At 57.0% G+C, this 14,988-nt stretch carries 11 protein-coding genes; 6 read left to right on the forward strand and 5 right to left on the reverse strand.

All coding sequences use genetic code 11. From position 1 onward, the window contains the following. Positions 1-393: 393 nt before the first annotated feature. The 6 genes from QZ170_RS06455 (at position 394) to QZ170_RS06480 (ending at position 9,215) form a co-directional block, all read left to right on the forward strand. On the forward strand, positions 394-1,476 hold the full coding sequence (locus QZ170_RS06455) for a type I asparaginase (protein WP_297178859.1): 1,083 nt from the start codon (positions 394-396) through the stop codon (positions 1,474-1,476). A gap of 39 nt (positions 1,477-1,515) precedes the next feature. Beyond that, positions 1,516-2,313 (forward strand): MBL fold metallo-hydrolase, encoded by a 798-nt coding sequence (locus QZ170_RS06460; protein WP_297178862.1) that lies wholly within the window; start codon positions 1,516-1,518, stop codon positions 2,311-2,313. A gap of 36 nt (positions 2,314-2,349) precedes the next feature. Further along, positions 2,350-2,925, forward strand: coding sequence for a cob(I)yrinic acid a,c-diamide adenosyltransferase (locus tag QZ170_RS06465; protein ID WP_297178865.1), 576 nt, complete (start codon positions 2,350-2,352; stop codon positions 2,923-2,925). A 39-nt stretch (positions 2,926-2,964) separates the two neighbouring features. Continuing rightward, positions 2,965-4,437, forward strand: coding sequence for an RNA polymerase factor sigma-54 (rpoN, locus tag QZ170_RS06470; protein ID WP_297178867.1), 1,473 nt, complete (start codon positions 2,965-2,967; stop codon positions 4,435-4,437). Between the two features lie 200 nt (positions 4,438-4,637). After that, the gene (locus tag QZ170_RS06475; protein WP_297178869.1) at positions 4,638-6,725 is read left to right on the forward strand and encodes a family 20 glycosylhydrolase; all 2,088 of its coding nucleotides are present in this window, start codon (positions 4,638-4,640) and stop codon (positions 6,723-6,725) included. Between the two features lie 237 nt (positions 6,726-6,962). Next, entirely contained in the window at positions 6,963-9,215 is a 2,253-nt protein-coding gene (locus QZ170_RS06480; protein WP_297178872.1) for an outer membrane beta-barrel protein, read from the forward strand. Positions 9,216-9,371: 156 nt separating this feature from the next. On the opposite strand, the gene QZ170_RS06485 is transcribed toward QZ170_RS06480, so the two are convergent. The 5 genes from QZ170_RS06485 to QZ170_RS06505 form a co-directional block, all read right to left on the reverse strand. Next, the gene (locus tag QZ170_RS06485; RefSeq protein ID WP_297178874.1) at positions 9,372-10,820 is read right to left on the reverse strand and encodes a C69 family dipeptidase; all 1,449 of its coding nucleotides are present in this window, start codon (positions 10,818-10,820) and stop codon (positions 9,372-9,374) included. Positions 10,821-10,969: 149 nt separating this feature from the next. Next, a complete protein-coding gene (locus QZ170_RS06490; RefSeq protein WP_297178878.1) occupies positions 10,970-11,569 on the reverse strand; it encodes a hypothetical protein in 600 nt (199 codons plus the stop codon). A gap of 369 nt (positions 11,570-11,938) precedes the next feature. Further along, positions 11,939-12,529: a hypothetical protein gene (locus QZ170_RS06495; RefSeq protein WP_297178881.1), complete on the reverse strand. Its 591-nt coding sequence runs from the start codon at positions 12,527-12,529 to the stop codon at positions 11,939-11,941. A 294-nt stretch (positions 12,530-12,823) separates the two neighbouring features. Continuing rightward, the gene (locus tag QZ170_RS06500; protein WP_297178884.1) at positions 12,824-13,408 is read right to left on the reverse strand and encodes a hypothetical protein; all 585 of its coding nucleotides are present in this window, start codon (positions 13,406-13,408) and stop codon (positions 12,824-12,826) included. Positions 13,409-13,782: 374 nt separating this feature from the next. After that, positions 13,783-14,367, reverse strand: coding sequence for a hypothetical protein (locus QZ170_RS06505; RefSeq protein ID WP_297178886.1), 585 nt, complete (start codon positions 14,365-14,367; stop codon positions 13,783-13,785). Between the last annotated feature and the right edge of the window lie 621 nt (positions 14,368-14,988).

Raw genomic sequence — 14,988 nt, forward strand, 5'->3', positions numbered from 1 at the left:
GGGCAAGAGAAGGCCCCCAACCCCTCTACAGCCCTTATAGCTAAAGGGGAAAAACGCTCATACCGAGAGCGTAGAGACGCTCTCGGTATGAACGCCTCCGTCACCTATGTAAGGTGACGGAGGCGTTCTTTATAGGAGCGTTTGAGCGCTCTCACTAAGGGCGGAGTGGCACCCTCGGGGAGAGCCTCCCGAGCCCCCTATAACGAGCTCGGGGGACTCGCCCTCGGTTTCCCCTATCTGCCTCCTAACTATTCGGCTGTTGCCCCTTACCTTGTCCTCACCTAATTCCCCCCTATTATTGTTATCTTTGCTAGAGTAACGACTACATTAGGGCGTGGTATCTGTCGTGGCGGATCACACACGCTCCCCAAACGCGCTAACGACACTACAGGTATGGCTGAGAATCGTGTATCTATCCTCCTGGTCTACACAGGCGGTACCATCGGTATGGTAGAGAACCCCTCTACGGGGGTGCTTGAGCCCTTTGACTTCAACTACCTCAAGGATAACGTCCCCGAGCTACGTCGCCTGGGGTGCGACATCTCCATCGTAGAGTTTAACCCTCCCCTAGACTCCTCTGCCATCACCCCCGAGGACTGGGTGCGACTGGCCTCGATCATCGAGGAGAACTATCACCGCTACGACGGCTTCGTGATCCTGCACGGCACCGACACGATGGCCTATACCGCCTCGGCACTCAGCTTCGTCTTCGAGGGGCTAGACAAGCCCATCGTCTTCACGGGCTCTCAGCTCCCTGTCGGGAGGCTCCGTACGGACGGCAAGGAGAACCTAATCACAGCCATCGAGATCGCAGCAGCACGGGATGAGCGGGGGCGGCCTCGGGTACCGGAGGTCTCCCTCTTCTTCGAGAACTACCTGATGCGGGGCAATCGAACGAGCAAGATCAGTGCTGACCAGTTCAGCGCCTTCGAGTCGTTCAACTATCCCCACCTCGCCTACGCTGGTATCGACATCCGTTACCACGAGAGATCGATCTCCCGCAGCGAAGGGATCCCCCTGGCAGTGAACAAAACCTTCGACCCACATGTAGCCATACTGAAGCTCTTCCCCGGTATCACCCGTGAGGTCGTAGAGGCCATACTCGGCATCCCGACGCTCAAGGGAGTCGTACTAGAGACCTTCGGCAGTGGGAATGCCCCGATGACCCCATGGTTCCTAGAGGCCCTGCGTAAGGCGGTCGCCCGGGACATCGTGATCGTCAATGTCACTCAGTGCGTCACGGGCTACGTGGAGATGCAACGCTACGAGACAGGACTCCTACTGCAGGAGATCGGGCTCATCAGCGGTCGGGACTGCACCACCGAGTCAGCGCTAACTAAGCTGATGTACCTCCTAGGCCGTGGCTACAGCACCGAGGAGGTCAAGCGGCAGATGGGGCACTCACTACGTGGGGAGCTGACCCTAGAGCCGAGCGACGAAGCTGGGAGTAGAGTACCCCTGATATATAGACATTAGTAAACGGATATAAGGAGAGAGAAGGCCGTGATAAGATTTATGAGCTTGGCCAGTGGGAGCAGTGGGAACTGCTACTACCTAGGCGACGAGGAAGGGGGACTACTGATAGACGCAGGTATCCCCATCCGCACCATCACCAAGACGCTCAAGGCCGAGGGCATCACCCTCGACAGTGGACACATCCAGGGTACAATAGTGACTCATGACCATGCCGATCATATACGTACGATCGGTGTCATCGGTGGGGTCTACCACCTCCCCGTCTATGCCACGGCTCCTGTCCATCGCAGTATCAGCACCAGTCGCTTCGTCCTAGACCCGATAGGCGCATCACGTAGGGACATCGAGACGTTCACCCCCTTTGAGGTAGCGGGCTTCACCATCGAGGCCTTCCCCGTACCGCATGATAGTGCGGAGAATGTCGGGTATCATATCACCAAGGGGGACTTCGCCTTCACCCTAGCGACAGATGTCGGACACCCGACCGAGCACATCGAGGAGTATATCAGCCGTGCCACCCACGTCGTGCTGGAGGCGAACTACGACCGAGAGATGCTCCGCACGGGGAGCTACCCCGACTTCCTGAAGGAGCGGGTCTCCAGCCCCCTCGGCCACCTCTCCAACGACGAGGCTGCCGAGCTCCTCGCCCGTACCTACCACCCGGGGATGAAGAACGTATGGCTCTGCCACCTCAGCAAGGACAATAACCACCCCGACCTGTGCTGGAAGAGCATCGAGGCTCGCCTCTTCGCCGAGGGTATCCGTGTGGGGAAGGACCTCAGCCTGACCGCCCTCCGACGTACCACCGCCTCCCCCATGTACCTCCTAGAGCCCTAGGAGCGCCCCACTCACCTACCAACAGCAACGATCACTATGGATACAGAGAAGTCCAAACTCTACACCAAGGGAGGCGACAAGGGTCGCACCTCTCTGGTCGGGGGACAGCGTGTCCCCAAGTACGACATCCGCCTAGAGTGCTACGGCACGGTGGATGAGCTCAACTCATTCGTCGGTGTCCTGCTGGCTCATCAGCTGGAGGAGCCCGATGAGCAGTTCCTCTACTGGCTCCAGCACAAGCTCTTCTCCGTCGGGGGCTACCTCGCCACCGATACGACCCAGGACGAGCTCCATGCCGTCACTGCCGTCACAGAGCGCGCCGTGGCCAAGATAGAGCGGGAGATAGACCGCCTGGATGGGATGGTGCCACCGCTGAAGGCCTTCATCCTCCCCTCGGGCGGTGCGATCACAGCAGCAGCGCACGTCTGTCGTACTGTCTGTCGTAGAGCCGAGCGAGTCATCTACCGGCTCAACAGTGAGACTCCACTAGAGCCCAATGTCCTACGCTTCATGAACCGCCTCAGCGACTACTTCTTCGCCCTAGCCCGCAAGGAAGTCCTGCGCATACACGGTCAGGAGGTCGTCTGGACATACGACCACAACGACGACTAGCCCCATCCCCGAGACAGACGCCCCGAGATAGACGACTAGATGAGCAAGCTCACACAGCAGCAGAAGACCGAGCAGAGCTTCTCCCTCACCCCCGCACAGATCCAAGCTATCAAGATGCTGGAGCTCACGGGGCTCGAGCTAGAGGCTCGTATAGAGCACGAACTAGAGGAGAACCCCGCCCTAGAGGAGAACTACGACGAGGCCTCCACCAGCGAAGATTCCCCCGAGGAGCACGAGGACGGCTCGAGCGACCAAGACTGGGAGCTAGGAGAGTATGCCAGCGAGGACGACATCCCCGACTACAAGCTCCGGGAGCTACAGGAGCGTCAGTCCTTCCGTGAGGAGATCCCCTTCGCCGCCGGTGCGCCTTCGCTTGACGAACTCCTACTGAGCCAGCTCGAGCTAGCTACCCCACTGACCGATCGGACGCGTGAGGTAGCACGCTACATCATAGGCAATATCAGCGAGGATGGCTACCTCACCCGTACGGTGGAGGAGATACAGGATGACTTGCTCTTCAAGGCGGGTCTTGACGTCACCGCCACGGAGCTCACCCACTTGATCGAGCTGATCAAGACCCTTGACCCCGCAGGCGTCGGAGCACGAGACCTACAGGAGGCTCTCCTACTGCAGATCAAGCGACTCCCAGCTGGAGAGCTACGCCAGCGGGCAGAGCTCGTCCTAGGGCAGCACTACGAGGACTTCGTGAACAAGCGCTTCGACAAGCTCCGCTCCGCCCTATCCATTGACGAGACCCAGCTCGCCGAGCTCTACGACTATATCAGCCACCTCAACCCCAAGCCTGGCAATGGGCTCAGCGACGGAGCAGAGGGACGTCTAGCACACTTCACCCCCGACTTCATCGTCACCGAGCGTGGGGGTGAACTCCTCATCTTCCTGACCGAGGAGCGTGAGATACCCGCCCTGCGCCTTAGCCCTACCTACCTCAGGATGCTGGAGGAGAACAAGGTTCGGGCTAAGGAGAGCCGTCAGAGTCGTGAGGCTATGACCTTCCTCAAGCACAAGGTCGAGCAGGCACGGTGGTTCATCGATGCCCTCCAGCAGCGCCAGCATACCCTCCGCACGACCATGGCAGCCATTGTCGCCCATCAGCGAGCCTTCTTCCTCTCGGGGGAGGTCTCGGATCTGCGCCCGATGATCCTCCGGGATATAGCCGAGGCGACAGGGCTCGACATCAGTACCATCTCCCGAGTGAGCAACAGCAAGTCTGTACAGACAGACTTCGGGGTCTATATGCTCAAGTACTTCTTCGGCGAAGGGATGCTCAACGACGAGGGGGAGAGCATCTCCACTCGAGAGATCAAGAAGGTACTCACCGAGCTCATCGAGGGCGAGGACAAGCGTGCCCCCTACTCCGATGAGCGACTGACCGAGCTCCTCAGTGAGCGGGGCTACCCGATCGCCCGCCGTACAGTAGCCAAGTATCGGGAGCAGCTCCACCTACCTGTGGCTCGTCTGCGCAGAGCGCTCCCCAGCCAGACGAAGGGTTAGGCGAGCGAGTACTGCCACCCCAGCATCTTATCCTCCCCTCGTATGCCCCGAACGCACGCCCACATGCCCCTCATACATGACCGATACACATTAGTCGCACTCACATCACGAAGCATCCCTCTCCCACCCTCCTCATCAGAGGTGGACACAGAGCGGGACGCTCCCTAATCATCCCTATACTTAATCCACTCCCTATCATTATGAAGCAAGCTTGGCTACGCATTCCCCTGCTCCTGCTCACCCTGCTCCTCCCATCCGTGGGGCTAAGAGCACAGGACAATAGCGACGTCCCCATCAACCCCAAGCCCTTTGTCATCCCAGAGCTCACCTCCTGGACAGGAGGGCGGGGTACCTATCGCCCTACCCGTATCGTCCTCGGCTCCTCCAGCCGTGAGGTGAAGGCTGTAGCCGAAGAGCTGGCGAAGGACTACGCAGAGATGTTTGGGCGCAAGATCCAGATCGGCAAGGAGCCTCGCAACAAAGGTGACCTCCTCCTACGCCTCGTCAAGTCCTCGGAGGATAAGCACAACCTAGGTAAGGAGGGCTATCGCCTAATGGTCGGCGAGGACGCTGTCCTAGAGGCCACTCATACCCAAGGCCTCTACTGGGGTACACGTACCCTCCTCCAGCTCTCCGAGCAGGATGAAGACCAGATGATCCCCTGCGGGACGACCATCGACAAGCCTCAGTATGCCCTACGTGGACTGATGCTGGACGTAGGTCGTAAGTACATCCCGATGGACTACCTACAGCGACTCATCCGAGTACTCGCATACTACAAGATGAACACCCTGCAGCTTCACCTGAATGACAATGGCTTCAAGGTCTACTTCGGCAACGACTGGGCGAAGACCTCCGCGGCCTTCCGCCTAGAGAGCACCACCTTCCCTGGCCTTGCCCCTAAGGGTGCTTCGTACTCCAAGGCTGAGTTCATCGACCTACAGAAGCAGGCCGAGCGTATCTTCGTGGACATCATCCCCGAGATCGACATCCCAGCCCATACACTTGCCTTCACCCACTATCGTCCTGAGCTGGCAAGCAAGGAGCATGGTGCCGATCACCTCGACATCTTCAAGGAAGAGACCTACACCTTCATCGATGCCCTACTCAAGGAGTACCTAGGAGGGAAGAACCCCGTCTTCCGTAGCAAGCATATCAACATCGGTACGGACGAGTACAGCAATGCCACAGAAGAGCTCCGTGAGAAGTTCCGCTACTTCACCGACCGCTATATCCGCTATGTAGAGAGCTTCGGCAAGCAGGCCTATCTATGGGGAGCACTCCGCCATGCCTATGGCAAGACCCCTGTCAAGCTCGACCAAGCTGTCGTACTCACTTGGTCACGAGACTTCGTAGACCCCATCGCCACTAAGGAGGCAGGGGCAAAGCTCGTCAGCACACCCGACTCCTACACCTACATCGTACCTGCTGCAGGCTACTATCAGGACTACCTCGACACCCGCTACCTACACGCCAAGTGGACGCCTGCTGTCGTGAGCTCCGCTGTCACTCTGCCCGAGGGCGATCCTGCACTGCTCGGTGGGATGTTCTCCGTATGGAACGACCACTACGGCAACGGGATCTCTGTCAAGGATATTCACCATCGCATCATGCCTGCCCTACACTACATGGCACTCAAGATGTGGACGGGCTCTGGCACGAGCATCCCCTACGAGGAGATGGAGCAGCGCCGTCTGGTGCTTAGCGAAGCCCCAGGTGTGAACGAGCTCGCCCGATGGCAAGGTGGCCAGCGAGAGGTACTGCACCGCTCCAGCCTACCCTCGGGCAGTGGACACCTCGGTGAGGCTGTCCCCGAGATCGGCTATGACTACAGCGTCACCTTCACCATCGACGCACGTGAGGAAGCTCGGGGGACGGTACTCCTTCGCTCACGCAACGCTACCTTCTACCTCGCCGACCCTCGTCACGGACGACTAGGCTTCGCTCGTGATGGCTACCTCGACACCTTCGACTACACCCTCCCCAAGGAGGGCAAGGTCACCATCTCCATCGAGGGCGACAATAACAGCCTCACCCTCTACGTGGATGGCAAGCGTCGGGAGCACCTCAGCCGAATGCTCCTCTATGCCGAGACTCCTGATGCTGATGCCCTTCGCCTAGACAAGCTGTACGAGTCCCCCGATCGCTTCGAGCCCATTGTCTATCGCTCACGCACTAGGGGGCGTATGTTCTACATGCGTACGCTGGTCTTCCCTCTTGACGAGGTAGGTACCTTCCGCAGTAGTATCACCGATCTAAGGGTGCACAACTACAAGCTACATAAGTAGCACGGGGCATCGACACCCCGCCTATTTCGCCAAGCCCCATTCCTCACCCCCCAGAGACGCTCAGCGTCTTGGGAAGATGAGGGATGGGGCTTGCCTACTTTCGTCCCCCCCGAGGTGGGTAGTAGTGGGGGGATGAGTAGAAGATCTCGCTGTGGGAGGGCTATTTGGATAATTCTTTCGATCTTTGTGCTAGGTAACGACTAGTACATACCTCCTACACTATATATTACGACACACATGAGTATACCTAGGTACACCGCCACCTGGCTCATAGGGCTTGCCTTAGCTGCCCTATCCGTACAGTACGTAGCAGCTCAGACTCCCCTTACGCTCCGCATCCTATCTCCCTCGGGCAAGGCATTGGACTCCATTGCTCTCCGCATTGCCTTCGCCGATACACTCGTCGTCACGGGCTACACCGACCGAGAGGGACTCTTCACGACGAAGGCTCCTCAGGGTTGCACCCAGGCACACCTATGGGCTTGGGGCAAGGGCTATGCTACCCTAGAGGCCAATATCTCTACCGAGGAGACGAAGGAGCAGAGCCATACCCTAAGGCTTCCCCTACGCACCCTCCCCGGTGTGGAGGTACTCCGTGACCAGCGGGGGAGCAGTAGCCCCACCTCGGAGAGCTATCGGGTCTCTCCCACCAGCCTACCCCAGGGGGCTAAGGCAGACCAAGCCCTGAGACGTCTACCAGGGCTCCTCCTCACAGACGAGGGCGTCTGTCTCATCGGAGCGACGAGTCTAGCCCCGATCTACGTCAACGAAGTCCCGGCCAGCATGGGCTTCATCCGTAGCCTAGCTGCCTCCGACCTAGACCAAGTAGAGGTACGCTATCGGGACACACAGACCGAGGGAGAGGGGGGAGCCGTCTATATCACCCTCCGACGAGAGACGACGACTACCCTGCGGGGGGATCTCTTAGCCTCTGCTGGGGTACTACGTCCCGAGTATCGGCTACACCCGAGTCTATCACTCTACACACAGCGCTTTGACCTAAGGCTCTTCTCCGCAGTCAGCTATAGCCACCTCTACCCCGAGACACATCTGTACCAAGGTGAGCGGGAAGTCCTCCGCCAGAGCAACGAGGATCGCTCTCTAAGCCTCGCCCTAGGGGGGCTGGTCAATATCTACCTGAGCCCAGAGCTACAGGGTACGGGCTCCCTACGCCTTGGGGGAAGGCAACTACGCTCCCAGAGCAGGCTCATCCAGCCCATGAGCGCCCGTGAGGGGAATCTCTCTGAGCAGGAGGGGTCGCTGGAGCTTAACCTCCTCCTAGCCTATCGCCCCACCCCTACCCAGCGACTCCTCGTGAAGACTCGGGGCTGGGTGCAGGGGAATACCTTCGCCGACCTGAGCGATCATAGGTACAGCCTCGGGGACCTCTCCATCGCTACCGACCTCGTCTATGAGCAGCGGGGTGTGGAGCTCCTCAGTAGACTGCACGACCTGACCTTCACCCTCAGCCAGCAGGAGCAGAGGAGTCGTCTGCATGGGCTGGGGGGACGCTATCAGAGCACACAGCTCCGTCTCCTAGCCGAGGATCAGCTCCAGCTATCGACAGACCTATCTGCCACACTCACGCTAGGGGTGCAGTGGGGACACTACGGACTAGGAGCTCAGAGGCAGTACGTGACCCCGCTCCCATCGCTTGCCCTACGCTACACCCGCTGGGGCTACACGGGGCGCCTAGGCTATACACGCTATGTGGAGCATCCCTCCGCCGAGCTCCTCTCCCCGAGTCCCTACTACCTACATGAGCTGGAGCAGGTGATGGGACAGCCTAACCTATGTCCGCAGAGCACCGACCTCGTACAGCTTAGTCTAGCCAAGGCCTTCGGGGGACATGCCCTCAGCCTATCGGCCTCCTATCGCCATCAGGCACAGCTCATCGCGGCCCAGCTCATGGAGCCATCTACCGACCTCCTCGCCTTCGCCAACGTCGGGAGCGGACATCTCTCCGACCTGACCCTGAGCTATCGTAGCCGCTTCCTCAGTGATCGGCTCGGGGTCAAGCTCTACGCTGGACTCACCTACGCTGCCTATCTGCTAGATCCCACCTTCCGCCCACAGACGCGGGGACGAAGTAGTATGGGCTGGGAGGTAAGGGGCGGTGGAGAGCTCTCCTACAGCCTACGGGAGGGGTGGCTCTTCGACCTCAGTGCCTCCTACCACAGCCCCCGCTTCCTCTTCGGGAGACGTAGGACGAGTGATCCCCTTATCCAGCTCGGGGTGCAAAAGCAGTTCCTAGAAGGACAGCTAGCGGTCAGCCTAAGGGCAAAGGCTCCCTTTGGTCTCGGTGAACGGGTACAAGAGTACTACCGCCAGCGTCTACACCAGCAGACCAAGGAGCTACACTACTCCCTATGGAATATCAGCCTCGGGGTCTCCTACCACTTTGACCGGGGGAGTGAGAAGCCCAAGCCTCAGCTCCCCACCCTCTATCCCGACCACAGCCTTAGGCGTCAGGACATGCACCTGCGCTAGCCCTTGCCCGCAGATCCCACCCCAACCACACCGCAGAGGAGGGTACCTTTATAAGAGTGAGGGGCAGGACGAAGTAGATAACTTCGTCCTGCCCCTCACTTCACTTGTGGGCTCTCCCTCGGCTCTAGGAGGATACCTCCCGAGGGCGATAGGCGATTAAGCGCCGTGGAAGAGATATTCCTCCTGGATATCCTCCGTGAGGCGGGTAAAGAGGGTCTCGATCAGCTCATCCGTTACCTGCAGTGCCTTGAGCAGGATCTGATCCGAGAAGCTCTGTAGGAGCTCTGCCGCATAGTAGGGCTGGCTCTCATAGACGGCTAGGTAGCGCTGCTCCATCTCCCGCTGGCGGGCATCGGTCTCTGCCTCGAAGCGGGCATAGGTCTCCTGGATCAGGGGGGCATAGCGGTTGTAGTTCACCATCCCTAGAGCCTGTACCTTGCGGAACTTCCAGTAGGCCGAGTCGTGGCTGGAGTGGTTCGTCCCCTTGGTGTAGGCCTCGGGATAAGATGTGATCCCCTGATAGAGAGGTAGGAAGACCCCAAGGTCGGCCATCCCAAGGGCGACATAGTTTATACGTCCGATGGCCTGCGGTAGCTCGGGGCGAACCTGCAGGATATGCGTCTGCGTTGTGCGGAAGATGGAGACAGGGCGGTAAGGCTCCCGAGGGTTGGCATGCAGATAGGGATCATGCTCCGTACCCTGATAGTGGAAGCGGAAGACTCGGCGCAGGTCATCCATCTCCAGAGGATGCTCTGCTCGGGCAAAGACGGGGAAGGTATTGCGGGTGACGTCATTGTGGATCGAGGGGCTCAGCATCGCCTGGAGTCCCCAGACCCGAGGATAGTTGTACGTCGTGTCCAGCGCCACATCACGGATATAGGCCTCGTGGAAGTCAAAGTCTCCCTTAGCTGGGTCATACAGCCCGTGCTGTATAGCGTGCTCGATGAGGTCTGCACTGGCTAAGTAGTGCTCGGGATCCTTCGGGTCGTAGCGTCTGAAGCGACTCTGATTCCCCGTGACGAAGTACTGATCCTCGGGGATACGACAGGCGAGCCAGCGGTGTCCCGAGGCAGTCTCTAGGTACCAGGTCTCGTGGCTGTCCACGAAGCCCACCCCGAAGCCCTCGGCGATGCCATGCTCCTCGATCAGTGCCCCTAGGCGAAGCACCCCTTCGCGGGCAGAGCGGATGTAGGGTAGGACGATGTTGAAGACAGAGTTCTCTGCTACCCCATTCTCGACGAGGGGGTCAGCCTCTAGTGCTCGGTCGCTACTGAAGATGCTCTCTGTGGCGCTCATCCCGACCCCAGCGGTATTGAAGCCCGCACTGCCCCAGTGGCCACGCAGGTGATAGGGGGCGAGGGCGGAGTAGCCCAAGGCCTCTCGTGGGAGTTCGCAACGGAAGGGGCTATCCAGAGCGACAAAGCGCTCGGCACCCATAGCGGTATCGGGGTAGAGCTCGAGGTTCTTAGCGAGCATGGCATTCCAGTCTTCGCTACGAGCTACGATCCTCGAGCCATCGGCCATCATCTCGGGGCCAACGATGATGGTGGTACATTCGGAGGGGAGAGAGGACGTCCTCTCTGGGGTCTTTTGGTTCTGTTCCATGATGAGTTAATGATGTATTAAGAGTCTGCCCGATGCAGACATGCAATATTACACCATTCCCTCCTCATTGTCAATACCCAATCCTAGGTATTCTCCTCGTTAAGTCTCTATATAGGAGGGGGAAGCCCCCCCCTCCTATCGGACTGAGACTAGAGGTCTCCTGCGCTCTCCGCTCTCTGAGCTTGGCTCAGCGCTCGATCGGCATAACCAATCGTCCCATCCTTAAATACCTGATGACTCTTGGTGCTGTAATTCTTGATTATCCATAGCCCCGTATGAGCATCTTGTATTTGCTTCATCGTGACGATGGGGGAGGCATCTTGGCTTTTCCCCATCACCCCATACTTACCCACCAATAGACGCTCTATACGATTGAGCTCCTGCTGCTCCACAATGGTCAAGGAGACAAATACCAACTGCCCTCTGTAGAACTGAAACAAGACCCTCCGTGTAGCACTACCCTCATACATAAGCCCCGTAGCTATGTAGCTCACGGTGTATCGTGCAGGCTGAGGGGAATAGTAGTTTTGGATGATCTCTCCACCTAGTTTTTGGACAATCTCCACCACTTGTTTAGGGGTAGATACCCCGAGGGTGCAGCCGAGGATCGTACGCTCGATGGGAACCTTACTCTGCTTTATTTGGGCTTGGATATTAGGAGCAAGGAAGAGACCTAGGGCTAGGCTCAGGGCTAGGACGATCCTTGGGCCTAGCGAGGAGAAGAGGTTTTGATAGCGTCTCTTATTCATTGCTGTATCTCACTATAGAGTCTCATCCCCTGCGGGCTCTAATCTTGTAGAGAGGGAGGTGGGAAGGAATGGGGATACACAGCACACCACTTGGCACACGGACACGATGCGCCCCTCCTCTATCGCAAAAGGTAGGGAGACACCTACGAAGGGTGCGCTCCCCTCCCTCTCGACAAAGGTAGCCTTTTCCACCTACTCCTATCCGAGATCGTCTGCGTACAAGAAAGGCGATGGGGCGCATGTAGACACGGAGCAATGCCCCACCTATCTAGCTCTTCCCCTCTCGACTCCAACATCCGACCTAATGGGCGAAAGGCTACAGCCCCTCACGGGAGGGCTGGAGCGGGCAAAAGTCCCACTCCAAGTCTACTAGATCTCACTCTCTTTCTCTGCCAAACGAGCTAGACCAAGTTCCACATCTGTATAGGCAATATAAGCATCCTTGAACATACTATGTCCCTCATATTCAAAGTTGCGAACTACCTCTAAAGTGGTAAAGGCATCAAAAACGACTTTACTTTTCATTTTGGACGTTCCCACACCCTCTGTTATCGTTCCATATTTATCCTCTAATTCGGACTCTATCTGTTCTAGTACATCCAAATCACTGAAGATAAAGAATATACTCCGCAGATGCCCCTTATAGAAAAACATATAGACAGTCTGTGTGGGGCGCCTTGCATAGTTAAGTCCCGTGACAATATAGCTTGCATCTTTACTTCCAGCGTGAGTGCCGTCTTCTAGAATTATCTTTCCGCCCTGTCGTTGGATGATTGCCCGTGCCTCTGCAGGCGTTGTAACCCCAAGGGTGAAGCCACTGATGGTACGGTTGATTGGCACCTTGCTGCGCCCGTCTTGTGCGTGGGAGGGGAGGGAGAGGAGGAGAGCCAGCAGGAGTCCGAGCGTGAGGGCAAGCCTACGACTCATAGGGTGAGAGGAAGGTGAGTAGATGTTCATCATATTCCTGGTTGTTTCTTTGGTGAGCCTTCGCCCCCAGTTGGCTCGGGATGTATGGTACTTGTAGTGGAGGGCTGGGGACGCACTGCGTACGGCTGGGATAGGAGTACGTGGGGTGATACCCTCCTTGGATACTTTGGCGAGTTCAGTGATGTGTCATGTACTGCCCTCGATGGACATATGCAATATTATACCTTTTCCACCTCATTGTCAATACCTAGTCTTAGGCATCCCCCCTTTTATACAGCCTAATCGGCGAGGGGGCAGGTAGATGGGTACAAGTCGCATCCCATCTTACTAGATCTCATTCTCATTCTCTGCCGAATAAGCCCGATCAAGTTCCCGATCTGTATATGAAATATAAGCGTACGCGAATCCAACATGCCCGTCGTCCTCGAAGCTATGAACTACCACCTCTAAAGAAGTAAAGGCATCAGCAAGACCTTTCACTCTCATTTTGGACGTTGCCTTACCCTCCGCCATCGTTCCATATTTATTCTCTAATCCTGACTCTATCTGCTCGAATATCTTTAGATCACCAAAGACAAATGATATACTCCGCAGATGCCCCTTATAGAAATATAGGCGGACTGAGAGCGTGGGGCGCCTCGCATATTTAAGTCCCGTAATGGCATAGACCACCTCATCACTCCATGCTTGAGTTTCTTCTATCTCTCCGCCCTGTCGTTGGATGATTGCACGTGCCTCTGCAGGCGTTGTAACCCCAAGGGTAAAGCCACTGATGGTACGGTCGATTGGCTCCTTGCTTTGCCCATCTTGTGCGTAGGAGGGGAGGGAGAGGAGGAGAGCCAGCAGGAGACCGAGCGTGAGGGCAAGTCTACGACTCATAGAGCGAGAGGAAGGTGAGTAGATGTTCATCATATTTATGGTTGTTTCTTTGGTGAGCCTTCGTCCCCTACGGGCTCTGTGTATTACTGAATTGTGGACGAGGAGAGGGACGAATAGTGCATACCGAACTGGATGGTCACGATATGACACCCTCCTCTTTATTGGCAAAGCGGAGAAGCCCGCATCAAGGAGCGAGTCTCTCTCTCGACAAAGGTAGCCTTTTCCACCTACTCCTATCCGAGATCGTCTGCGTACAAGGAGGAGGATGGCTAGCATATAATAGATACGGAGCGATAGCCTACGTATCTAGCTCTACCCCTCTCGACTCCACCATCTGACCTAATGGGCGAAGGGCTCCAGCCCCTCACGGGAGGGCTGGAGCGGGCAAAAGTTCCACTCCAAGCCTACTAGTTCTCACTCTCTTTCTCTGCCGAACGAGCTCGATCAAGTTCCTTATCTGTATAGGCAATATAAGCATGATCGATTCTAACATGTCCCTCATATTCAAAGGTGCGAACTACCTCTAAAGAGGTAAAGGGATCAACAATACCTTTCTTTTTGAACATCCCCTCAGACTCTATCATCTTTCCATATTTATCTTCTAGTTCTGACTCTATCTGCTCTAGTACATCCCAACCATCGAAGCCAAAGTATATACTACGCAGATGCCCCTTATAAAAAAACATATCGACAGTCTGCGTGGGGCGCCTTGCATAGTTAAGTCCCGAGACAATATAGCTTGCATCTTTACTTCCAGCGTGAACGCCGACTTCTAGAATTATCTTTCCGCCCTGCCGTTGGATGATTGCCCGTGCCTCTGCAGGCGTTGTAACCCCGAGGGTAAAGCCACTGATGGTACGATTGATTGGCACCTTGCTTCGCCCGTCTTGTGCGTGGGAGGGGAGGGAGAGGAGGAGAGCGAGCAGGAGGCCGAGCGTGAGGGCAAGCCTACGACTCATAGGGTGAGAGGAAGGTGAGTAAATGTTCACCATATTTATGGTTGTTTCTTTTGGTGAGCCTTCGTCCCCAGTTGGCTCGGGATGTATGGTGCTTGTGGTGGAGGGCTGGGGACGCACCGCGTACAGCTGGGATAGGAGTACGTGGGGTGATACCCTCCTTCGGCATAGGGGAGAGATGTACACTTGTTGGGAGTCCCCTCGCTTACACCGCAAAGGTAGCACTTTCCCTATATACAGAGCCCCTTAGAGCGGGCGAATGGCTACACCCTGCATATCCCACGCTTTGGCTCTCTGAGAGTATCACATCAGCTCCCAGAGACTCCTCTGTTTCAGCCTACTTGGACTCCTAGACATCAGCCTCGGGGAGGTGTATACGAGTGGCCTACGGCGGACATACCGAGAGCGAGGTTGTGTACACGTGGGTATACAGTTGTGTACACGTGGGTACACCATAGTGTACACGTGGGTACACCATAGTGTACACGCGTGTACACATTCCCCTCCTAGGCAAGAAGTCTATACTGGGGAACCAGAGGCCTCGGGGAAGGAGGTTTCTATCTCGAGGCTCTACCCCGCACACACTCTGTCCGTAGCCCCCACCTTGAGCCTCTACCCTGCACACCCTCTGTCCGTGGTCTCTCGGCTCTCTCTCCC

The organism is uncultured Porphyromonas sp. (genome assembly GCF_905372525.1).
GTDB lineage: Bacteria > Bacteroidota > Bacteroidia > Bacteroidales > Porphyromonadaceae > Porphyromonas.

Excerpts from the sequence above, each read along its gene's own strand:
- QZ170_RS06455 (WP_297178859.1), top strand. The coding sequence starts at position 394 with ATGGCTGAGAATCGTGTATCTATCCTCCTGGTCTACACAGGCGGTACC.
- QZ170_RS06460 (WP_297178862.1), top strand. The coding sequence starts at position 1,516 with ATGAGCTTGGCCAGTGGGAGCAGTGGGAACTGCTACTACCTAGGCGAC.
- QZ170_RS06465 (WP_297178865.1), top strand. The coding sequence starts at position 2,350 with ATGGATACAGAGAAGTCCAAACTCTACACCAAGGGAGGCGACAAGGGT.
- rpoN (WP_297178867.1), top strand. The coding sequence starts at position 2,965 with ATGAGCAAGCTCACACAGCAGCAGAAGACCGAGCAGAGCTTCTCCCTC.
- QZ170_RS06475 (WP_297178869.1), top strand. The coding sequence starts at position 4,638 with ATGAAGCAAGCTTGGCTACGCATTCCCCTGCTCCTGCTCACCCTGCTC.
- QZ170_RS06480 (WP_297178872.1), top strand. The coding sequence starts at position 6,963 with ATGAGTATACCTAGGTACACCGCCACCTGGCTCATAGGGCTTGCCTTA.
- QZ170_RS06485 (WP_297178874.1), bottom strand. The coding sequence starts at position 10,820 with ATGGAACAGAACCAAAAGACCCCAGAGAGGACGTCCTCTCTCCCCTCC.
- QZ170_RS06490 (WP_297178878.1), bottom strand. The coding sequence starts at position 11,569 with ATGAATAAGAGACGCTATCAAAACCTCTTCTCCTCGCTAGGCCCAAGG.
- QZ170_RS06495 (WP_297178881.1), bottom strand. The coding sequence starts at position 12,529 with ATGATGAACATCTACTCACCTTCCTCTCACCCTATGAGTCGTAGGCTT.
- QZ170_RS06500 (WP_297178884.1), bottom strand. The coding sequence starts at position 13,408 with ATGATGAACATCTACTCACCTTCCTCTCGCTCTATGAGTCGTAGACTT.
- QZ170_RS06505 (WP_297178886.1), bottom strand. The coding sequence starts at position 14,367 with ATGGTGAACATTTACTCACCTTCCTCTCACCCTATGAGTCGTAGGCTT.